Below are 21,849 nucleotides of genomic sequence, written 5' to 3' on the forward strand. Positions count from 1 at the left end.
TCTTTACAAACAATGCAGGGACTAGTTATAAAATCTACAGGAAGTTGGTACACCGTTATAGGCGAAGATCAAAATAGGTACGATTGTAGAATTAAAGGGAAATTTAGGATGAAAGGTTTGGTAAGCACCAATCCGGTTGCTGTGGGTGATCAGGTTGATTTTGAGCTAGAACCCGACCAAGAAACTGCGGTAATTTCTAAAGTTCACCCCCGTAGAAATTATATCATCAGAAAATCCATCAACCTTTCTAAGCAGGTTCAAATTATTGCTACAAACTTAGATCAGGCTTGTTTGGTAGTTACTTTGGCTTCTCCACGCACTTCTTTAGGTTTTATTGATAGGTTTTTGGTTACTGCCGAAGCTTATAGAATCCCTGCTGTTTTGATCTTTAATAAGTTAGATTTATTTAGTCAGGAAGGATTAGAAATTTTAGATAATTACATAGATCTATACGAAGGGATTGGCTATAAATGTTTGGCTGTTTCTGCCATTAAAGGAACTAACTTAGACCAATTAGAAGCGCTATTAAAAGATAAAACAACCTTATTTTCTGGCCATTCTGGTGTGGGAAAATCTAGTTTAATTAATCAGATTATTCCTGGCAAAGAATTAAGAACTGGTGAAATTTCTGACTGGAGTGATACCGGAAAACATACCACCACTTTTGCAGAAATGTTTGAATTGCCTTTCGGCGGAAAATTGATTGACACCCCAGGTATTAGAGAATTAGGCCTTACAGATATAGAACCGAAAGAATTAGCTCATTTTTTCCCAGAAATGAGGGCTTTAATGAATCAATGCAAATTTAATAACTGTGTACACATTAACGAGCCTGGTTGTGCTGTTTTAAAAGCATTAGAAAATGGGGATATAGAACCAACCCGATACGACAGCTATCAAAGTATGTATTTTGGTAATGATACGAGGCATTAGAATAGATGCAAGAATCAAGACACTAAACTACAGAGATATGATTCGAGTAACACGAGTAACAAGGACTGTAAACTGATAACCGAAAACCAACAACTGAATGAGAGCAGTAATACAAAGAGTAAGTGAAGCAGCCTGCAAAGTAAACGGTGAAATTACCGGAGTTATTGAGCAGGGGTTTTTAGTTTTATTAGGAATTGAAGATGCTGATACGGATGAAGATTTAGTTTGGTTGGCTCAAAAAATTGCCAATATGCGTGTATTTGGTGATGAAAATGATTTGATGAATAAATCATTAGCTGATATTGATGGTAGAATTCTTCTCATCTCTCAATTCACTTTATTTGCCCAAACCAAAAAAGGAAATCGCCCATCTTTTATAAGAGCTGCCAAAGTAGACAAAGCTATTCCGCTTTACAATAAAATGATTTTAGAACTAGAAAAACTGACTGGTAAAAAAACTGAAACAGGAATTTTTGGAGCTGATATGAAAGTGAGTTTGGTGAATGATGGACCAGTGACGATTATGATTGATAGCAAGAATAAAGAATAAAAAGATTTTTGACACGGATTATAAGGATTTCACAGATTCTGAATGTTTAGGATTTAGTAGATTTTTGTAACGTAATCTTGTTTATTGTGATTTTGTATTTACCTTGAGTTTCATTTATTTCTATCTATCTGAATAATGACTGAACTTTTATTTAAAGAAGAATCATACGAAATTATTGGTGCTTGTATGAAAATTCATAGTGCATTAGGATGTGGTTACAAAGAAGCTATTTACCAAGATGCTTTAGAAGTGGAACTGATTAATAGAGAAATACCATTTTTGAAAGAAAAGAAATACGAAGTTGTTTATGAAGGAATCATACTCAAACATCATTTTATCGCAGATTTCGTCGTTTTTGAAAATATAATAGTCGAGCTAAAATCTAGTAAAGAGATTGTAAATCCATTCATCGCTCAAACTATAAACTATTTAAAAGCATCGGGATTAAAAGTTGGTCTTATTATAAACTTTGGGACACCTTCTCTACAAACAAAAAGAATAATATTCTAAATAATCTAATCCTTATTCAATCTGTGAAATCCTTATAATCCGTGTTAAGAAAAAAATCAAACTTTAAATTATGACCATACAAGAAGCTCAAAAACTAGTAGACAATTGGATAAATACCACCGGCGTTAGGTATTTTAATGAGTTAACCAATACGGCTATTTTAATGGAAGAAGTTGGAGAAGTGGCCAGAATTATGGCTAGGAAATACGGGGAGCAATCTTTCAAAAAATCTGATGAGGAAGTAAATTTAGCAGATGAAATGGCAGATGTTCTTTTTGTTTTAATTTGCTTAGCCAACCAAACAGGTATTGATTTAACTGATGCTTTAACCAAAAATATGGATAAGAAAAGCATTAGAGATGCTACCAGACATAAAGAAAACGAAAAACTAAAATAAGACCAGCTGTTCTTTTTTATTAGCTGCTGCCTTTTGCGTTAGGGGTTGAAATGGCATCCCCGCCTGAACCGGACGGGTAGGCTTTTTGGTTTTTTTTACCAAAAAGATATAATGGAAAACCCGCCCGAACGCCCCAAAAAACTTATTATTTTAGTTTGCGTAAAACTCTTTCTCGGCCTTTTTTCTCTTTTTCTCTACCCTGCCTGATACTGCTATACTAAGTTCATACAATAAAAATAAAGGGAAACTTACCGTTAACATGGTGGGTACATCTGGCGTTGGCGTCACTATTGCCGCAATTAATAAAATGATTACTACTGCATATCTTCTTTTCTCTCTCATAAATTTTGGTGTCATGATGCCTAAACGAGAAAGGATGTAAATTACAATAGGTAATTCAAAAATTGCTCCTGTACACAAGGTTAGCGTGGCAACTGAAGAGAAGTAAGAATCTATGGTGATGGTGTTCTCAATATCTGGACTGATACTGTAATTAGATAAGAAATTGATAGATAATGGAGCGACGATAAAATAGCCAAACATTAAACCAATGATGAATAACATACTGGCGTAAAACACAAATCCGCTGGCCGATTTACGTTCGTTATCTTTTAAAGCAGGTTTTACAAAAAGCCAAACTTCCCATAATAAATATGGAAAACCAAGGATGACGCCTATCATTAAAGCCGAATTAATTTGCAAAGTAAACTGCCCTGCCATCTCGGTATTGATAATTTTACCGGGAATATTGGTGATGCAAAAATCTGGCCCCATGTTAAAGTATTCGCCAACTTTACACATCATTCTATAAGTCCAGAAACTAGGCTTATGAGGCCCCATAATGATGGTATCAAATAGAAAATCGTAGTAAAAGAAACAAACAGTAGTAAAAACTATTACCGCTATAGAAGCTCTAATCAAATGTATTCTAAGTTCGGCTAAGTGATCAAAAAAAGACATCTCTGCCTCTATTGTTTTGCCTTTTTCTTTGATGGATTCTACTAAATCTGTTTTTCTTGCTTTACTCATTCTACAATCTCTCGAAACAAAAATACCATTTTGAAACTATTCAAAATGGTATTTATATATACATATTTTCAAATATTAATCTTCGGCAGTAAGATCAAAGGTTTCCATAAACTTAGTAGTAAAATTACCAGCTCTAAAATTAGGATCCTTCATTAATTTTAGGTGAAAAGGAATAGTGGTTTTTATGCCTTCTATTACAAATTCACTTAAGGCTCTTTCCATGGTACATAAAGCTTCTTCTCGGGTTTGAGCCACGCAAATTAGCTTTGCAATCATAGAATCATAGTTTGGAGGAATGTTATAACCTGCATAAACGTGGGTATCTACTCTTACACCATGCCCACCTGGAGAGTGAAAATGGGTGATTTTTCCGGGTGAAGGTCTAAAGTTGTTAAATGGATCTTCGGCATTAATTCTGCATTCTATAGCATGCATTTCTGGGGTGTAAGATTTTCCAGAAATAGGAATTCCACAAGCTACTTTTATTTGTTCTTTTATTAAATCGAAGTTAATTACCTCTTCTGTTACGGGATGTTCTACCTGAATACGGGTATTCATCTCCATAAAATAGAAGTTACGATGCTTATCTACCAAAAACTCTACTGTTCCGGCACCTTCATAGCTTACTGCCATTGCTCCTTTAATAGCGGCTTCGCCCATTCTTTCTCTCAAATCTGGAGTCATAAATGGTGATGGAGCTTCTTCTACCAATTTTTGATGGCGACGTTGAATAGAGCAATCTCTTTCTGATAAATGGCAAACTTTTCCAAACTGATCTCCAATAACTTGGATTTCTATATGCCTTGGATCTTCAATATATTTTTCTAGATACATGCCATCATTACCAAAAGCGGCAGCTGATTCCTGACGAGCAGAATTCCATGCATCTTCAAAATCTTCATCTTTCCAAACTTGTCTCATTCCACGACCACCACCACCGGCAGTAGCTTTCAAAATTACAGGGTAACCAATTTCATTTGCAATTTTTAATCCTTCTTTCACATCAACTAGTAAACCTTCAGATCCTGGGATGGTAGGTACACCGGCAATTTTCATGGTTTCTTTAGCAGATGCTTTATCTCCCATACCATTTATTTGGGCAGCAGTTGCTCCAATAAATTTTATTCCGTACTCTTCACAAATGGCAGAAAATTTTGCGTTTTCTGATAAAAAACCATACCCTGGATGAATGGCATCAGCATTGGTTAACTCTGCTGCAGAAATAATATTTGGGATATTTAGATAAGAATCTTTACTTGGTGGTGGGCCTATACAAACTGCTTCATCTGCAAAACGCACATGCAAACTTTCTCTATCAGCGGTAGAATATACTGCTACTGTTTTTATCCCCATCTCTTTACAAGTACGGATAATACGAAGTGCAATTTCTCCTCTGTTTGCGATTAATATTTTTTTAAACATCTTAATTCAATTTGTCGGTTTGTTTATTTTGCTAAATAGCTTTTCATAGGGAAAATTTACTGGCTAATTGACAAATTGATTTAAATTGGTTCTACTAAAAATAAAGGTTGATCATATTCTACAGGTTGAGAATTATCAATTAAAACTTTCACAATTCTTCCTGAAACTTCAGATTCTATTTCATTAAACAATTTCATGGCTTCTACAATACAAAGCACCTGACCTGCTTCAATTTCATCACCAACGTTCACAAAATTGGCTTTATCTGGCGATGATGAACGATAAAATGTTCCAATCATTGGAGATTTTATGGTAATGTATTTACTTTCATCTGCCCCTGCAATTACAGGTACATTTGGCAAACTAACAGGGGCTTGTTGATGAGCCATTGGAGCAGCAACCGGAGCTGCAGCTGGCATAGCCGATGTTACATAAGTATGTTCCTGAGTAGTTTTTATAGTGATTTTAAAATCTTTTTCTTCAATTGATACTTCATTCACTCCTGATTTTGATACAAATTTAATCAGATCTTGAATTTGCTTAATATCCATTCCCATGTTTACTGGTTTAATTTTGTGTTTAATTTAGAAAACTAATATAACAATTATATGTAAATACCTATTGTTAATAGGCCCATTTTAGATAAACCGAACCCCAAGTGAATCCACCACCAAAAGCGGCAAGAATCAAATTATCTCCTTTTTTCAATTTACTTTCCCACTCCCATAAGCATAATGCTATGGTTCCGTTGGTTGTATTTCCGTAACGTTCAATATTGATCATTACTTTATCAGACCCAACACCCATACGGTTGGCTGTGGCGTCAATTATTCTTTTATTAGCTTGATGAGGTACTAACCAAGCAATATCTTCGGCAGTCAGGTTATTTTTATCCATAATCTCTGCTGCAACATCTGCCATATTAGTTACTGCAAATTTAAAAACTGCTTGCCCTTCTTGATGAACCGCATGCTCATGAGCATCAACCGTTTCATGTGAAGCTGGCTTTAGAGATCCTCCTGCTTTTTGATGCAGATATGGCCTGCCAGATCCATCACTTTTAAGAATAGAATCTATTACTCCGTAACCATCAGTATTTGGCTCTAATAATACAGCACCACAACCATCTCCAAAAATAATGCAAGTCACCCTATCTTGGTAATTGATGATAGATGACATTTTATCACCACCTACTATTAATACTTTTTTATGCTTTCCAGATTCTATAAATTGTGACCCTGTGGCAATTCCGTATAAAAAACCAGAGCATGCTGCATTTAAATCATATCCCCAGGCATTTTTTGCTCCAATTTTATCTGCTAAAATATTTGCCGTTGCCGGGAAAGGCATATCTGGAGTAGAGGTACAAAAAATAATTAAGTCTAGTTCATCAGCGGTAATGCCTCTTTTTTTCAATAGCCCTTCTACAGCAGGGACTGCCATATCTGAAGTAGCTAAACCTTCTCCTTTTAAAATTCTTCTTTCTTTAATTCCAGTTCTGCTGGTAATCCACTCGTCATTGGTGTCTACCATGGTCTCAAGCTCCTGATTTGTTAAGATATAATCAGGGACATAACCGTTTACAGCAGTAATTGCAGCATGAATTTTACTCATAATTAATGGATTTTATGAATTGAAGGCTGTTTTAAACTTTTCAATTATTTTGGTTTCTACCATCTCTTTAGATAGTAGTATCATATTTTTAATGGCTTCGGGACTAGAAATCCCATGACCTATCATTACCGGAGCATTTACCCCTAATATTGGGCTTCCTCCGTATTGTTCGTAATTAAATCTATCAAAAAACTCATCTTTTAAGCCTTTCTTTAGGGTTAACACATAAAAAGACTCGGCTAACTTTAACATTACATTACCTGTAAAGCCATCACAAACCACTACATCTGCTTTATCATTAAATAAATCTCTGCCTTCAATGTTTCCAAAAAAGTTAATCAGTTTGCTTTCTTTGAGTAAAGGATAAGTAGCTTGAGTTAATAAGCTGCCTTTTTCGGCTTCTTCCCCCAAATTCATTAAACCAACTTGAGGATCATCAATATGATAAACATGTTTGGCATATAAACTTCCTAAAATGCCAAACTGCAAAAGATTTTCAGGTTTACAATCTGCATTTGCGCCAGCATCAAGTAAAATCTTAAAACCACCTTTCAATTTGGGCATAATCGCAGAAATTGCTGGCCTAATAACCCCCGGAATAGCTTTTACACTAAACAGGGCGCCCACCAACATTGCACCTGTATTACCCGCAGACGCAAATGAATCTATATTTCCTTCTTTTAAAAGTTGAAAACCTACTGAAATGCTTGAATTTGGTTTTTGAACGATGGCTTTTGTAGGATGTTCTCCCATGCCTATCACTTCTGTAGTATGAATATACTCGAAATGATCTGGATTAAAATTTTGTTCTTGTAGGAGCGGAGTAATCAAATCCTTATCTCCTATTAATACTAAATGCTGATTAGTTGCAAGGTGCGCTTGTGCTGCTATAGCCCCCAAAACAGTTGAATTAGGCGCATAATCGCCACCCATAATATCTAAGCCAATTCTCATTAAAATAAATATTCAGTATTAGTGGAGAATAACCTCTTAAGGCTAAATAATTTGCTTGTAAAAAAAAACGAAGAACCCTTGTACATTAGGTTCATTTAAAATTTTGAAGTATGTACAAGGGATCTGTCATTATTATTTTCTTAAGCTATAGAAGTGTTTTCTATAATCAACTTACCTCTAAAATAAAGGTTACCATCTACATTGTAAGCTCTGTGTGGCAAGTGAACCGCACCTGTTTCTTTACATGTCCATAATGATGGAGCAACTGCTTTATAGTGGGTTCTTCTTTTATCTCTTCTTGATTTCGAGATTTTTCGTTTTGGATGTGCCATTTTTTCCTATTTTTAATTTTTGCTAATATTCTTTAATTTATCCCAGCGAGGATCATTATCATCGCTTTTTTCTTGTTCTTGTTCTTCAGAAAATTCTTTCAGTTTAGAAAGCATTTCTTGATCGCAAGCACTTAAATTACCGGGATCTTCACATACGTTGATGTAAGGAGCCGATAAATTGATTATCTCATATATAAATGATGAGGTATCAATTTCACTATCATTCTTTGATAAAACCATTACCTCTTCGGTATCTTGTAAATCTTCTATATTAGAAAATTTCGCAATTAAACGGTCTTTTGCGTCTAACTGATGTGGATAATCAGCTAAACACTTATCACAATTTAATTTAATATGCCCGGTAATATGAAAATCAAGCACCAACATGGTTTCTTGCTTTTCTAACAAAAGATCTACTTTTAACAGACCTTGCTTTACCAGAGAATACTCAAACTCATTAAAGAAGCGATCATCAACTTCAAAAGTGAATTGATGCTGACCAATCTTTAATCCCGTAAAGGGAATTGAATATTGTTTTAACGATTTCAAAGTTCGACAATTAAGCCTGCAAATTTAGGAAAAATAATTTAGCTGTAAAGGTTTTTTTCAAAAAGACATCAATAGTCTAATTATAGCTCGGTGTTTAACCTATAAAACAACCTGATTTTTATCTTCTGGATGGTTAAAGTTTAAGAAACAAATCGATCAAAATTTAATTTCTAATCTCTATCTCGGCTCATTTTAGTAAAAGGCAAGGTGTTTTCTTCCAATTGCTGTTGCTCTCTTCTTCTTTTTACAATATGAATGGCTTCAAAAAGTGCATCTCTAAATGAAGTTGGCGAAGCGCTATTTTTACCAGCAATATCATACCCTGTACCATGATCTGGCGAAGTTCTTACCACAGGCAACCCAGCTGTAAAATTTACACCATGGTGAAAAGACAATGATTTAAAAGGAATTAAGCCTTGATCATGATACATGGCTAAAACTGCATCAAATTTGGTATAACCTTGATTTCCAAAAAAACCATCGGCAGGGTACGGACCGTAAGCAAAAATACCTTCTTTTTTAACGGTTTCTAAAGCTGGAATAATGATATCTAACTCTTCGTTACCTAATAAACCATTATCACCAGCGTGAGGGTTAAGCCCCAATACCGCTATTTTTGGTTTCTCTATCCAAAAATCTTTCTTTAATGATTGATGCATTAATCTTAGTTTAGAAACTATGGCATCATGTGTGATATTTGTGGCAATATCTTTAACCGGAATGTGCCCGGTAACTACGCCTACTTTTAATTCATCGCTCATTAAAAACATTAATGAATCTGGAGCACCAGACATGGCTTGAACGTATTCTGTATGACCAGCAAATTTAAAAACCTCATTTTGGATATTGTGTTTATTGATTGGCGCAGTAACTAAAGCATCTATTTTCCCCGAAACCAAATCTTCGGTTGCTCTTTGTAAAGACAGGAAAGCGTATTTGCCGCCCGTTTCATTTGCAACGCCTAACTCTATTTTTACATCTTCTTCCCAACAGTTAATCATGTTGGGTTTTCCCTGATGAGCCTGATCTGCATTGTTAATTACCTGAAATATAAACTCCTGAATTCCAACAGTTTTACGATGAAATGAAGCTACCTTGGTGTGCCCGTAAACTATGGGTGTACAGTACTGATAAACTTCGGCTTCGGCTAAAGTTTTAATAATGACTTCTAAACCAATTCCGTTTACATCACCTATAGAAATTCCAATCTTTAACAAATCGCTCATAAAAAATGAATGCTTAATTTTTCTGCAAATTAAAGATTTTGAAATGAATGTTGATTTTAAAGATTAAACTTTCCGTAATTTGTAGTTCATCTTTACATAAATATGAGTCTGGTAAAAGCAAAAAAACATTTAGGGCAGCATTTTTTAACCGATAAAAACATTGCAGAAAAGATTGTAAACAGCCTGATTCATCATAATGCTTATGATAAAGTATTGGAAGTAGGCCCCGGAATGGGTGTTTTGTCTGATTTTCTATTACAAAAAAAAGAATACGAAACTTTTTTAATTGATATTGATAAGGAGTCGTTTTTATTCCTCCAAAAAAAATATCCCGATTTAGGAGATAAATTATTAAATGCAGATTTTCTTCATCTTGATTTTAAAAGTGTTTTTCCATCGGCTTTTGCCATTATTGGAAACTTTCCTTACAACATTAGTTCTCAAATTTTATTTAAAATTTTAGATAACCGAAACCAAGTACCCGAAGTAGTAGGCATGTTTCAGAAAGAAGTGGCCGAGCGTTGTACCGCAAAACCGGGCACCAAAGAGTATGGCATTTTAAGTGTTTTTCTGCAAGCATATTTTAAGTGTGAGTATTTATTTACGGTGAAAGCTGGCGTTTTTAATCCACCACCAAAGGTGCTTTCTGCAGTAATTAGGTTGAGCAGAAACGAAGCTTTACATTTAAATTGTGATGAAAAATTATTTTGGCAGGTGGTAAAAGCAGGTTTTAATCAGCGAAGAAAAACTTTGAGTAACGCTTTATCTGGTATTATCCCAAAAGAAAAACAAGACGACCAAAATGTTTGGACTTTAAGAGCCGAGCGTTTAAGTGTAAATGATTTTGTAGAGTTGACTCAAAATATTAGTTTAAAATTAAAATGAGCAATAAAATATTAATAGTTGATGATTTGCATCCAGCTTTTAAGTTGGCTGCAGAAGCGATTATTCAAATTCATTAAAAAATGAAGCAAAATAATTTAGAGCAAAAGGAAAACTTAGTAAGCGAAATTAAAACGCTTATAGAAGATAGTAGGCAACAGGTTTCTATTGCAGTTAACTCTACCATGACTATGCTTTATTGGCAAATTGGCAAAAAAATTAATACTGAAATTTTAAAAGATACTAGAGCAGAATATGGAAAACAAATTGTCGCTACACTGTGGCGACAATTGGAATTAGATTATGGGAATTCATTCTCTGAAAAAAATCTTCGAAGAATGATTCAGTTTGCAACAGTTTTTACAAACCATGAAATTGCCGTTTCATTGATACGGCAATTAAGTTGGTCTCACATAAAAATCTTAATTCCTATTGATGAAGAGTTGAAGAGAATGTTTTACATAGAAATGTGTAAAATAGAAAAGTGGAGCACAAGAACTTTGCAAGATAAAATCAACTCCATGCTTTATGAGCGTACTGCTATCAGTAAAAGGCCAGAAGAAACCATAAAAAGAGAGTTAGAACGCCTATCCAATAAAAATCAAATCACGCCAGATTTAGTTTTTAGAGACCCTTACTTTTTAGATTTCCTAGGTCTAAAAGACACTTATTCAGAAAATGATTTAGAGTTGGCAATTTTAGCAGAGTTACAAAGGTTTATTTCTGAGCTAGGCTCTGATTTTGCTTTTGTTGCTCGACAAAAAAGGTTAATGATTGATAATAGAGATTATTATATCGATTTACTTTTCTATCACCGAAGATTAAAATCTTTAGTAGCTATTGATTTAAAAATTGGTGAGTTTGATGCTTCCCATAAAGGTGAAATGGAGTTATATTTAGCTTATTTAGAGAAATATGAAACTATTGAAGGAGAAAATCCTCCCATTGGATTAATCTTATGTGCGGGTAAAAATCCAGAACATGTTGAGTTATTACAACTCCATAAAAGCAATATCAAAGTAGCAGATTATTTCACCATTTTACCATCAAAAGAAATTTTACTTAATAGATTAAACAGAGCAATTGAAATAGCTCAAAACAAAAGAATAGATGAGCAATAAAATATTAATAGTTGATGATTTGCATCCAGCTTTTAAGTTGGCCGCAGAAGATTTAGGTTTTGAGGTAGATGATTTACCGCTTATCAAAAAAGAAGAAGTTCTAAAAATTCTTCCAAACTATATTGGTTTAGCCATTAGAACCAAATTTAGGGTAGATAAAGAAGTGATAGACGCTGCGCCAAACCTAAAATTTGTTGCTAGGGCTGGTGCCGGAATGGATAATATTGAAGTAGCTTACGCCGATGAAAAAAATATCCAACTCATTAATGCGCCCGAAGGAAATTCTGATGCCGTTGGCGAGCATGCTACAGGTTTATTGCTTTCGCTGATGAATAATTTTAGAAAAGCAGATATAGAAATTAGAAAACAAATTTGGGACCGAGAAGGTAACCGCGGTTACGAGCTAAAAGGCAAAACCGTAGCTATTATAGGTTACGGACACATGGGACAAAGTTTTGCTAAAAAATTAAAAGGTTTTGAGGTAAATGTAATTGCCTATGATAAGTATAAAACAGGTTTTTCTGATGAATTTGCCAATGAGGTAAGTATGGAAGAAGTGGTAAAACACGCCGATGTTTTGAGCTTGCATATTCCACTTACCAAAGAAACCAAGCAAATGGTAAATGATGAATATCTTTTACATTTTAGACGCCCCATATTTTTCTTAAACACCGCCAGAGGCGAAATAGTGAATACATCATCTGTTTTAAAAGGCATTAAAAACGGTAAAATATTAGGTGCCGGTTTAGACGTTTTAGAAACAGAGAAATTCCCAAATTTAGCTAAGGAAGCATTTTATGAAGATTTAATTACCGAAGGAAAACTCATATTAACCCCACACATTGGTGGCTGGACTTTTGATTCATATCGGAAAATATCAGAGGTATTAGCGCTCAAGCTTAAAAATTTGGAATTATAAATTCTAAATTTATATCTTCGTATAATTAGAAACAAGACTATGTATGCGTAAAGCAAATGTAGTCTTGTTTGTTTTTTAGAGCTTGGCAATGTCCAGGCTCTTTTAGTCAATAACCAATTAAAAAGGAAGAAGATGACAGAGGTAGCTTATTTTACCAAAGAAGGTTTAGAAAAACTAAAAGAAGAATTACATTATTTAAAGACTGAAGGACGAAGAAAAATATCTGCTGCTATTGCCGAGGCAAGAGACAAAGGTGATTTATCTGAAAACGCCGAATATGATGCAGCAAAAGAGGCGCAAGGTCATCATGAAACTAAAATTGCCCAGTTAGGAAATATATTAGCTTCTGCTCGCTTAATTGACGAATCTAAATTAGATACTTCAAAGGTGTTGGCTTTATCTATCGTAAAAATAAAAAATACCAAAAACGATACAACCATGACTTATCAACTAGTTTCAGAAAACGAAGCGGATATGAAGACTGGTAAAATCTCAGTAAAATCGCCAATTGCTAAAGGTTTGTTAGGCAAATCTGTTGGAGACAAAATAGAAATTACTGTACCTGCTGGGGTTATAGAGTTTGAGATTTTAGAAATTTCAAGATAGTTTTTAAAAAAATCAAGATTTAAGACGTAAGAATCAAGACTAATTAACCAACCATTTCATGTCAACCATATTTAGCAAAATAGTTTCTGGAGAAATACCGGCACATAAAGTGGCCGAAACTTCAGATTATCTGGCTTTTTTAGATATCAACCCATTAAGAGCGGGTCATGTTTTGGTGATTCCTAAAACCGAAGTTGATTATATTTTTGATTTAGATGATGAGCAATATACTGGCTTAATGATTTTTGCTAAAGTGGTAGCTACGGCTTTAAAAAAAGCCATGCACTGCAAAAAAATAGGAATCACTGTTATTGGTTTGGAAGTGCCACATGCACACATCCATTTAATTCCAATTAATGGAATTGCCGATATGAATTTTAGTCAGCCTAAGCTAAATCCTACCGAAAAAGAATTAAGTGAAGTAGCACTCAAAATTTTAGAGGCACTTAAAGAAAGTTAAATATTAATGGCAACCCAAAAGGTTGCCATTTTTGTTTGCGGTTAATTCCTTAGATTCTTTCTAAACACCGCTTCTAGAAAGCATTATCTAAAAAGAATAGATAAATTAGATAAAAATATCAACCAAATTTATGCCTGCCAATCATTTTGATATTAAAGGATTAACCGACGCACAAGTTCTTGCTTCGAGAGAAAAAAACGGACAAAATGTTTTAGACTATAAAAAAGAAAACAGCTTTTTAGATGCCCTTAAAAGCATTGCAAAAGAACCCATGGTGATTTTACTTTTGGTGGCATCGTCAGTATATTTTATAAGCGGCGATGTTGGTGATGGCTTTTTTTTGGCTTCGGCAGTAGTTTTAGTGGCCACTATTTCGCTTTATCAAGATTCAAGAAGTAGAAATGCATTAGAAAAACTCAAAGACTTTACGCAACCCAAATGTAAAGTCATCAGAAATGGAGAAGTAGTAGAAATAAAAAGTGAAGATTTGGTATTAGGCGATAGCTTAATGGTAGAAGAAGGCACTTCGATAAGTGCTGATGGAGAAATTATACATTCTAATGATTTTTCGGTCAATGAATCTATCCTTACCGGCGAATCTTTATCAGTAGAAAAAGACCAGTCTAAAGATGATCATTTTATTTACCAGGGAACTGCCGTAGCTGGTGGTTTGGCCATTGCTACTGTTACAGCTATTGGAAATCAAACAAAACTAGGTGCTATTGGCAAAAGTTTGGAGGGAATTAAAGAAGAAAAAACTCCATTAGAAGTCCAAATCAGTGATTTTGTAAAGAAAATGGTAATTGCGGGGGCAATTGTTTTCTTAATTGTTTGGGCTATAAATTACGCTCAATCTTTAAGTGTATTAGATAGCTTAATTAAAGCCCTTACCCTGGCTATGAGTATTTTACCCGAAGAAATTCCGGTAGCATTTACCACATTTATGGCTTTAGGTGCTTGGCGATTGATGAAAATGGGCATTATCGTTAAACAAATGAAAACCGTAGAAACTTTAGGTAGCGCTACCATAATTTGTGTGGATAAAACCGGCACCATCACAGAAAATAAAATGAGTTTAGCAAAACTTTACCTGCTTTCTAATCAAAAAATAACTGATGCAGAAAACATCAACTCGGATGAAGAAAAAGACCTCATTCGTTTGGCGATGTGGGCCAGCGAACCTATTCCTTTTGATGCCATGGAAGTTGCCTTGCATGAAGTTTACCAAAAAACCACTTCTTCAGATCAAAGGCAGGCTTTTAAAATGATTCATGAATATCCGCTGAGTGGTAAACCACCCATGATGACACATATTTTTGAAAATGAAGCTAAAGAAAGAATTATTGCTACAAAAGGCGCTGCCGAAGCGTTAATAAACGTTTGCAACCTTAACGAGGTAGAAAAAAAACAAATTGAGAAAGCTATTCAGCTTCTATCATCTGAAGGTTACAGGGTATTAGGCATTGGAGAAACTCATTTTGAAGGAACTCAATTCCCGTCGAAGCAACAAGAATTTAAATTTAATTTTAAAGGGCTCATTGCCTTTTATGATCCTCCAAAGAAAAACATAAAAAAAGTTCTACAAGATTTTTATAAAGCCGGCATTCTGGTAAAAATTATTACCGGAGACAATGCCCTAACCACCACCGCAATTGCTAAACAAATTGGCTTTAAAGGTTATGAAAAAAGCCTTACCGGCGATGAATTGATGGCTTTAACAGATGGCGAACTGATCCAAAAAGTTTATGATACCAATATTTTTACCCGGATGTTTCCAGATGCTAAGCTCAAAATTATTAATGCCTTAAAGGCCAAGCAAGAAATTGTAGCCATGACAGGTGATGGCGTAAACGATGGACCAGCACTTAAAGCCGCTCATATTGGTATTGCAATGGGTAAAAAAGGGACTGAGATTGCTAAAGAGGCCGCCTCCTTAATTTTAATGGAAGATGATTTAGCCAGCATGGTAGATGCCGTAGCCATGGGCAGAAAAATATATACCAACCTCAAAAAAGCCATTCAGTACATCATTTCTATTCATATCCCTATCATCCTCACCGTATTTATTCCTTTGGCGCTAGGCTGGCTTTATCCTAATATTTTTTCGCCCATTCACGTTATTTTATTAGAGTTGATTATGGGTCCCACCTGCTCTATCATATTTGAAAACGAGCCCATGGAAAAAAACACCATGATTCAACAACCAAGGCCATTTACCAATACTTTTTTTAATTGGAAAGAACTGGCAACAAGTGTTGTACAAGGCTTAATGATTACCGCTGGAACTTTAACAGCGTATCAATTTGCAGTTTATAACGGCTTAAATGAAGACAGTACGCGGGCATTAGTTTTTAGCACCCTCATTTTTGCAAATGTTTTCCTTACGCTAGTCAATCGCTCATTCTATTATTCGGTTTTAACCACACTAAAGTATAAAAACAACTTAGTAGCGTTAATTATTGGAATTACGCTAGTGTTTTTAGCCTGCTTACTTTTCATCCCTCCTTTTACCAAATTTTTTGGTTTCCAAAGGCTTTCTTTATCAGCTATAAGCATAAGTGCAGGCATAGGTTTCTTATCTGTAATATGGTACGAATTGGTGAAATGGAAAAAAAGATTGAGCAAATAATGAGCTAAGCGTATGTTTTTTATTTGGGCGTTCCCCAGAAAAGGGTCGCGTTTTGCAGGGCTTCACTTCGTTACGGTGCTACGCACATTTGCCAAAAGGCAAATCCCTTACACCCGCTAACGCAAAAGCCTTAATAATCAAACAAAAAGCTTGTAAAACAATAGGGAAAATTTATTTGATGACTAAGAAAAGCTTAATAAATGATACTTATCATCTTATAAATAATCAACTATACTTATATTAGTTTTTATTAAAAAAACAGCTTTTAAAGCCCAACGGAATTAAAAAGTGTTAAAATTTAACAACCTTCATTAAAGAAACATAATTTTAAAAACACATCAATTCAAATAGAAAAAAAATCAGGTAAATGGAATTTATAGACTATTACAAAATATTAGAAATTGATAAAAAAGCAACTGATGATGCTGTTAAAAAAGCTTACAGAAAGTTAGCTAGAAAATACCACCCTGATTTAAACCCCGAAAATAAGGAAGCAGAAAAAAAATTCAAAGAAATAAACGAGGCTAATGAGGTTTTGAGTAACGCCGAGAACCGAAAAAAATACGATAAATACGGCAAAGACTGGAAAAATGCGGAGCAGTACGAGCGAGCAGGTCAACAGCAATATGGTGGAGGTAACAGAGGCCAGCAAGCTAATGGCGGCGGAGGATCTGAAAATGATTTTACCGACTTTTTTGAATCGATGTTTGGTGGAGGAGCTAGATCTAGAGGAGGAGGCCAAGTAAAATATAAGGGGCAAGATTACCAAACAGAATTGCACTTAGATTTAAAAGATGTTTATACCACGCATCAAAGAACTTTAACGGTAAACGGACGAAACATTAGATTAACCATTCCGGCGGGAGTAAAAAATGGGCAGGTTATAAAAATTAAAGGTTACGGTGGCGAAGGCGTAAATGGTGGCCCTAAAGGAGATTTAGATATTAAATTTTCTCTTGCAAATCACACCGCTTTTAAACGTGATGAAGAAAACTTATACAGCACTGTTGATTTAGACTTATATACCGCAATATTAGGCGGAGAAATCACCGTAGATACTTTTGATGGTAAGGTAAAACTTAAGGTAAGCCCAGGCACTCAAAATGGAACAAAAGTAAAACTCAAAGGAAAAGGATTTCCTGTTTATAAAAAAGAAGGGGTATTTGGAGATTTATACATTACCTATCAAATTACTATTCCTACTGTTTTAAGCGAAAAAGAAAAGGAATTATTTATGGAGCTTCAAAAATTAAGAACGCCATGAACACAGAAAACTTCATCTCATTAAATACTTTGAGTAGCCATTACCAAGTAGATATATCTTTTTTTAACACCTTAGTTGAAATGGGATTAATTGAAGTAGAAGTATTAGACCAATCTTTCTATATCCAACAAGATAAAATAACGGTGGTAGAAAAAATGATTAGGCTGCATCATGAATTAGAAGTTAATGTAGAAGGAATTGATGTGGTTTTTAATCTTTTAGAAAGAATACAAGATTTACAAAACGAGTTAATGATAACAAAAAACAGGTTACGTTTATATGAGAGTTAACAAAAAATGCTATTAAACGCTGATCATAAATATTAAAACACAAAAATTATGAAAAAAAACATGGGAAATGCAGACCGTATAATCAGAATAATTATCGCTGCAACTATTGCTTTACTTTATTTCAACAACATCATTACCGGTACATTAGGCATTATTTTAATGGTTTTTGCAGCAGTATTTGTTCTTACATCTTTAATTAGCTTTTGCCCGCTTTACACCTTGTTTGGATGGAATTCTTGTTCAACAAAAAGTAGAGATTTAGTTAAGTAAGCACTATTTCATTCTTTTTTGATTGTCTTTAGCAAAAGCTTCCCAACCGCTATAGCTTTTACCGGTACCAGCAGTAGATATTTTTTGGAAGGAATGACAAACAGCCACTGCTAAACCATCTGTAGCATCTAAAAATTCTGGAGTTTCGGTAAATTTTAAAAGTTGTTTAAGCATAGCGGCAACCTGCTCTTTGGTGGCGCTTCCGTTTCCGGTGATAGATTGTTTTACTTTTTTTGGCGAATATTCAAAAATCGGAAGTCCTTTAGCTAAGCCAGCCGCCATGGCTACACCTTGCGCTCTTCCTAATTTTAACATTACCTGTATGTTTTTACCATAAAATGGCGCTTCTAAAGCCATACAATCTGGTTTATATTGTTCTATTAAACTGCTGGTTCTTTCAAAAATGCGTTGTAGTTTTAAAAAATGATCATCTAAATGAGTCATTTTTACCACGCCCAAACTCAATAATTCAATTTGATTTCCGGTTTCTTTTAGCACCCCATAACCCATTACCGCAGTACCCGGATCTATTCCTAAAATAATACGTTCTTTGGATTTTTCTCTCAACATGAAAGCAATATTAAGGTAAATTCTTAACATTGCACAAATTCTATAGGGTTTGACCAAGTCACAAAAAAAAATATTCAGCTACATCATAAAGACAATTATTGTGTCTCTTGCTGCGGTATTTATTTATGAAAAACTGTCAGATAATCAAAATCTTAAAAATTTTTTACAACTTATTAATCAGCTCAATACCTCAAATGTATCGTTGGTAATCTCTTTAATTTTTTTATTGATGCTGCTTAACTGGTTTCTAGAGAGCTTAAAGTGGCAATACCTCATTAGTAAAGTAGAGAAAATTAGCCTTTATAAAGCCATAGAATCTGTTTTTTGTGGTTTAACCTGGGCCGTTTTCACCCCAAACCGCATTGGAGAATATGGCGGAAGAATCTTCTTTTTATCACCCCGAAAAAGAATTCAAGGAATGGTTGCCATGAGTGTTGGTCACATTGCGCAAATGGTGATTACCAATGTTTTAGGCTCTCTTTCTTTATTATGGTTTATCTATAATTTTATACCCTTACATGCTTGGCTTTTTACTGCTTTTTGCTTTTTGGTATTTATATTTTGTTTGTTCTTTATCTTGTTCTATTTTAATATCAGGTGGTTAGAAGGCTTGTTAAATAACATTGGATTTCTTAAAAGATTTAAAAAATACTTTTCAGTTTTAAACAGATATCATCAAATAGAATTAACAAAAGTAATGCTGTACAGCTTAAGTAGGTTTGCGGTATTTACCACCCAATACTTATTAGTTATTCATTTATTAATTGCTGATATTCCATTTTTTCCATCAGCTTTAATGGTATTGATTCTGTTTTTTATACAATCGGCTTTACCTTCTTTAGATTTATTAGATATTGGGGTGCGAAGCTTAACAGCAACCTATTTTTTTGGCTATATTACCCACCAAGAAATTGCTATAATGGCTTCAACAGCTTTAATATGGTTTGTAAATCTTATTATCCCTGCTATTTTAGGCTCTTTCTTTGTGTTTAAACTCAATTTCTTTGGCAACAACAATCGTTAGTATAATTTCTCTGCTGCTTACATTTTTGTACGCCTTTTTAGTCCTTTTTTTAAGAAGTGGTTGGTTAAAAATACTTCCCTTTCAAAAAGCAAATATTAGCCCTGCCACTAAGGTTTCTATTTTAATTGCCGCCAGAAACGAGGAAGATAAAATACACCTGACTATAGAAGATATTATTGCTCAAAACTATCCCAAAGAGCTTTTTGAACTTATTATTGTAGATGATCATTCTACAGATAGCACCTCTCAAATTATAGCCAGCTATGCTCCACAAGGAGTAAAACTTATTAAGCTTAATGAAAAAGAACCTTTAAATTCTTACAAGAAGAAGGCTATTGCCGAAGCTATTCAAATTTCAACAGGCGAATTAATTATTACCACTGATGCAGATTGCCGAATGGGTAAAAATTGGTTAAGCACCATTGTAAATTATTACGATCAAAATAATTATAATTTAATTAGCTCACCGGTAATTTATTTTGAAGAACGCAGTCTTTTTGAAAGATTACAAACTTTAGAATTTTTATACCTGATAGGCTTGGGAGCCGCTGGAATTGGGAATAAAGTACCTTCTACCTGTAACGGAGCAAATTTAGCTTATAAAAAAGAAGTGTTTATAAAGTTAGATGGCTTTAAAGGCATTGATGATTTAGCATCTGGCGATGATGAGTTGTTTTTACACAAAGTAGCACTTGCCTACCCGGGCAGCATTGGTTTTTGCAAAGCAGAAGATGCCATAGTTTACACGCATGGCAAAGCAACAGTTGAGGAATTTATACAGCAAAGAAAAAGATGGGCCAGTAAAAGCGTAAAGTATAAAGACAAAAAAATGATGTTTTTAGCCATTGCCATTTGGCTTTTTAATGTCTCTTTAGCAACCAATTTAATTTTAGGCCTATTTTTTCCAGATTTACTAAAATTAGTCTTCATCCAATTTGTAATTAAATTTATTGCCGAACTCTTTTATCTAGAGCCTCTTACCACTTTTGCTAAAAGAAAAAGTTTACTTTATTACCTTACATTTCTTACCTTTTTACACGTAGCTTATTTTATTTATATAGGCTTGGCAGGCAATTCTGGAAAATATCACTGGAAAGGCAGAATGGTTAAATAAATAATGAAAATATAGCTTGTGAATAGTCATCCTCAAAAAAGCGATTGGAAAAAATTTAAAAGAAATAAGCTTTCTGTTGCGGGTTTAGTATTCATCATATTGATTACTTTAATTTCAGTAATTGGCTATTTAATTACGCCTGATGATAGCCCAATGGCTAATAAAATGAATTTACCACTCAACATAGAAAAACCAGGAAAAACTTTTACACTACTCAAAATTCCAAAAAGCCCACAACCAGAAAGCCAAAATTTTTTAAATAAAATGCTTTTTGGGCAAACTACTCAATTTGATGAAATTCCTGTTTCTGAATATCGTTTCCATAAAAACCAGCTGATTTACCGCGAATACATTGGCGGAGATGAAGCCGGCGAATTAGTAGCGCTTCCTTTAAAAACTTTTCAATCAAACAACATCCAAAAAATTAAGGCTGATTATATTATTAAAAAAACTTATTGGTTAGGCACTGATATTTATGGCCGAGATTTATTAAGCCGAATAATTATAGGTTCTAGAATATCCTTAATGGTAGGTTTTATGGCCGTACTTATTAGCTTAATTTTAGGAATTAGTTTGGGCGCAACCGCAGGTTATTTTGGCGGAAAAACCGATGCCTCTATCAGCTGGTTAATGAATGTGATATGGTCTTTACCTGCTTTACTTTTAGTAATTGCCATTTCATTTGCTCTAGGTAAAGGCTTTTGGCAAGTATTTATTGCTGTAGGTTTATCTATGTGGGTAGAAGTTGCAAGGTTAGTAAGAGGCCAAGTTTTAGCCATGAAAAATGCTCAATTTATTGAAGCTGCAAAATCTTTAGGCTTCGGAAATACGAGAATTATTTACAGGCATATTTTACCCAATATTGTTGGACCAATTTTAGTTGTGGCAGCCTCTAATTTTGCGTCGGCCATTTTGTTAGAAGCCGGATTAAGTTTTTTAGGCTTTGGCGCTCAGCCACCAATGCCTACTTGGGGAGGAATGATTAAAGAACATTACGGCTATATTATTATTGACGCGGCGTATTTAGCCCTCATTCCCGGGTTAATGATCATGTTAACAGTATATTCTTTTAATCTCATTACCTTAGGTTTACGAGATTTATTCGATGTTAAATCACAAAATACAAATGTTTAGTTGTAGTTTTTCAAATGATTAATTACTTTCGATAAGTTCTAAAAAATCGA

At 34.3% G+C, this 21,849-nt stretch carries 25 protein-coding genes; 16 read left to right on the forward strand and 9 right to left on the reverse strand.

Annotation, left to right across the window (positions count from 1 at the left end):
- The first annotated feature begins 12 nt into the window (after positions 1-12).
- The 4 genes from rsgA (at position 13) to FA046_RS01605 (ending at position 2,390) form a co-directional block, all read left to right on the forward strand.
- The gene (rsgA, locus tag FA046_RS01590; protein WP_136824613.1) at positions 13-933 is read left to right on the forward strand and encodes a ribosome small subunit-dependent GTPase A; all 921 of its coding nucleotides are present in this window, start codon (positions 13-15) and stop codon (positions 931-933) included.
- A gap of 97 nt (positions 934-1,030) precedes the next feature.
- Positions 1,031-1,483: a D-aminoacyl-tRNA deacylase gene (gene dtd / locus FA046_RS01595; RefSeq protein WP_136824614.1), complete on the forward strand. Its 453-nt coding sequence runs from the start codon at positions 1,031-1,033 to the stop codon at positions 1,481-1,483.
- A gap of 135 nt (positions 1,484-1,618) precedes the next feature.
- Positions 1,619-1,993, forward strand: coding sequence for a GxxExxY protein (locus tag FA046_RS01600; RefSeq protein ID WP_136824615.1), 375 nt, complete (start codon positions 1,619-1,621; stop codon positions 1,991-1,993).
- 70 nt (positions 1,994-2,063) lie between these two features.
- On the forward strand, positions 2,064-2,390 hold the full coding sequence (locus tag FA046_RS01605; protein WP_136824616.1) for a nucleotide pyrophosphohydrolase: 327 nt from the start codon (positions 2,064-2,066) through the stop codon (positions 2,388-2,390).
- Positions 2,391-2,540: 150 nt separating this feature from the next.
- Here FA046_RS01605 and tatC read toward each other — a convergent pair whose 3' ends face one another.
- The 8 genes from tatC to pdxA form a co-directional block, all read right to left on the reverse strand.
- Positions 2,541-3,419, reverse strand: coding sequence for a twin-arginine translocase subunit TatC (gene tatC / locus FA046_RS01610; RefSeq protein WP_136824617.1), 879 nt, complete (start codon positions 3,417-3,419; stop codon positions 2,541-2,543).
- Positions 3,420-3,494: 75 nt separating this feature from the next.
- A complete protein-coding gene (accC, locus tag FA046_RS01615; protein ID WP_136824618.1) occupies positions 3,495-4,841 on the reverse strand; it encodes an acetyl-CoA carboxylase biotin carboxylase subunit in 1,347 nt (448 codons plus the stop codon).
- 80 nt (positions 4,842-4,921) lie between these two features.
- Positions 4,922-5,398 carry an acetyl-CoA carboxylase biotin carboxyl carrier protein gene (gene accB / locus FA046_RS01620; protein WP_136824619.1) on the reverse strand — a complete coding sequence of 159 codons (477 nt, stop codon included), beginning with the start codon at positions 5,396-5,398 and terminating at the stop codon, positions 4,922-4,924.
- 67 nt (positions 5,399-5,465) lie between these two features.
- Complete coding sequence (locus FA046_RS01625; protein WP_136824620.1) at positions 5,466-6,455, reverse strand: beta-ketoacyl-ACP synthase III; 990 nt, start codon at positions 6,453-6,455, stop codon at positions 5,466-5,468.
- A 12-nt stretch (positions 6,456-6,467) separates the two neighbouring features.
- Positions 6,468-7,409 carry a phosphate acyltransferase PlsX gene (gene plsX / locus FA046_RS01630; RefSeq protein ID WP_136824621.1) on the reverse strand — a complete coding sequence of 314 codons (942 nt, stop codon included), beginning with the start codon at positions 7,407-7,409 and terminating at the stop codon, positions 6,468-6,470.
- A 140-nt stretch (positions 7,410-7,549) separates the two neighbouring features.
- Positions 7,550-7,741, reverse strand: a complete 192-nt coding sequence (gene rpmF, locus FA046_RS01635; protein ID WP_136824622.1) for a 50S ribosomal protein L32 — start codon at positions 7,739-7,741, stop codon at positions 7,550-7,552.
- Positions 7,742-7,753: 12 nt separating this feature from the next.
- Entirely contained in the window at positions 7,754-8,290 is a 537-nt protein-coding gene (locus FA046_RS01640; RefSeq protein ID WP_136824623.1) for a YceD family protein, read from the reverse strand.
- Positions 8,291-8,460: 170 nt separating this feature from the next.
- Complete coding sequence (gene pdxA, locus FA046_RS01645) at positions 8,461-9,516, reverse strand: 4-hydroxythreonine-4-phosphate dehydrogenase PdxA (protein ID WP_136824624.1); 1,056 nt, start codon at positions 9,514-9,516, stop codon at positions 8,461-8,463.
- A gap of 102 nt (positions 9,517-9,618) precedes the next feature.
- Here pdxA and rsmA point away from each other — a divergent pair, with 102 nt between their 5' ends.
- The 9 genes from rsmA (at position 9,619) to FA046_RS01690 (ending at position 17,957) form a co-directional block, all read left to right on the forward strand.
- Positions 9,619-10,401, forward strand: a complete 783-nt coding sequence (gene rsmA / locus FA046_RS01650) for a 16S rRNA (adenine(1518)-N(6)/adenine(1519)-N(6))-dimethyltransferase RsmA (RefSeq protein WP_136824625.1) — start codon at positions 9,619-9,621, stop codon at positions 10,399-10,401.
- 80 nt (positions 10,402-10,481) lie between these two features.
- Entirely contained in the window at positions 10,482-11,519 is a 1,038-nt protein-coding gene (locus FA046_RS01655) for a PDDEXK nuclease domain-containing protein (protein ID WP_136824626.1), read from the forward strand.
- Positions 11,509-12,438, forward strand: coding sequence for an NAD(P)-dependent oxidoreductase (locus FA046_RS01660; protein ID WP_136824627.1), 930 nt, complete (start codon positions 11,509-11,511; stop codon positions 12,436-12,438). The genes FA046_RS01655 and FA046_RS01660 overlap by 11 nt, the downstream gene beginning before the upstream one ends.
- 132 nt (positions 12,439-12,570) lie before the next feature.
- Complete coding sequence (gene greA, locus FA046_RS01665) at positions 12,571-13,044, forward strand: transcription elongation factor GreA (RefSeq protein WP_136824628.1); 474 nt, start codon at positions 12,571-12,573, stop codon at positions 13,042-13,044.
- Positions 13,045-13,102: 58 nt separating this feature from the next.
- Complete coding sequence (locus tag FA046_RS01670; protein WP_136824629.1) at positions 13,103-13,504, forward strand: HIT family protein; 402 nt, start codon at positions 13,103-13,105, stop codon at positions 13,502-13,504.
- 130 nt (positions 13,505-13,634) lie between these two features.
- Positions 13,635-16,133 carry a cation-translocating P-type ATPase gene (locus FA046_RS01675; protein ID WP_136824630.1) on the forward strand — a complete coding sequence of 833 codons (2,499 nt, stop codon included), beginning with the start codon at positions 13,635-13,637 and terminating at the stop codon, positions 16,131-16,133.
- Between the two features lie 367 nt (positions 16,134-16,500).
- Entirely contained in the window at positions 16,501-17,397 is an 897-nt protein-coding gene (locus FA046_RS01680) for a DnaJ C-terminal domain-containing protein (protein WP_136824631.1), read from the forward strand.
- Positions 17,394-17,687, forward strand: coding sequence for a chaperone modulator CbpM (locus tag FA046_RS01685; protein WP_136824632.1), 294 nt, complete (start codon positions 17,394-17,396; stop codon positions 17,685-17,687). Before FA046_RS01680 ends, FA046_RS01685 begins: the two co-directional genes overlap by 4 nt.
- Before the next feature lie 48 nt (positions 17,688-17,735).
- Positions 17,736-17,957: a YgaP family membrane protein gene (locus tag FA046_RS01690; protein WP_136824633.1), complete on the forward strand. Its 222-nt coding sequence runs from the start codon at positions 17,736-17,738 to the stop codon at positions 17,955-17,957.
- Between the two features lie 3 nt (positions 17,958-17,960).
- On the opposite strand, the gene ruvC is transcribed toward FA046_RS01690, so the two are convergent.
- Positions 17,961-18,527 (reverse strand): crossover junction endodeoxyribonuclease RuvC, encoded by a 567-nt coding sequence (gene ruvC / locus FA046_RS01695; protein ID WP_136825298.1) that lies wholly within the window; start codon positions 18,525-18,527, stop codon positions 17,961-17,963.
- 49 nt (positions 18,528-18,576) lie between these two features.
- On the opposite strand from ruvC, the gene FA046_RS01700 reads away from it, so the two are divergent.
- From FA046_RS01700 to FA046_RS01710, 3 genes are read left to right on the forward strand one after another with little or no spacing between them, the layout of a single operon-like run.
- Positions 18,577-19,551, forward strand: coding sequence for a lysylphosphatidylglycerol synthase domain-containing protein (locus FA046_RS01700; RefSeq protein ID WP_136824634.1), 975 nt, complete (start codon positions 18,577-18,579; stop codon positions 19,549-19,551).
- Positions 19,532-20,665, forward strand: coding sequence for a glycosyltransferase family 2 protein (locus FA046_RS01705; RefSeq protein WP_225870860.1), 1,134 nt, complete (start codon positions 19,532-19,534; stop codon positions 20,663-20,665). Before FA046_RS01700 ends, FA046_RS01705 begins: the two co-directional genes overlap by 20 nt.
- 18 nt (positions 20,666-20,683) lie before the next feature.
- A complete protein-coding gene (locus FA046_RS01710; protein WP_136824635.1) occupies positions 20,684-21,799 on the forward strand; it encodes an ABC transporter permease in 1,116 nt (371 codons plus the stop codon).
- The last annotated feature ends 50 nt before the right edge of the window (positions 21,800-21,849 follow it).

The organism is Pedobacter cryophilus, assembly GCF_005116455.1.
In the GTDB taxonomy this organism is placed as follows: domain Bacteria; phylum Bacteroidota; class Bacteroidia; order Sphingobacteriales; family Sphingobacteriaceae; genus Pseudopedobacter; species Pseudopedobacter cryophilum.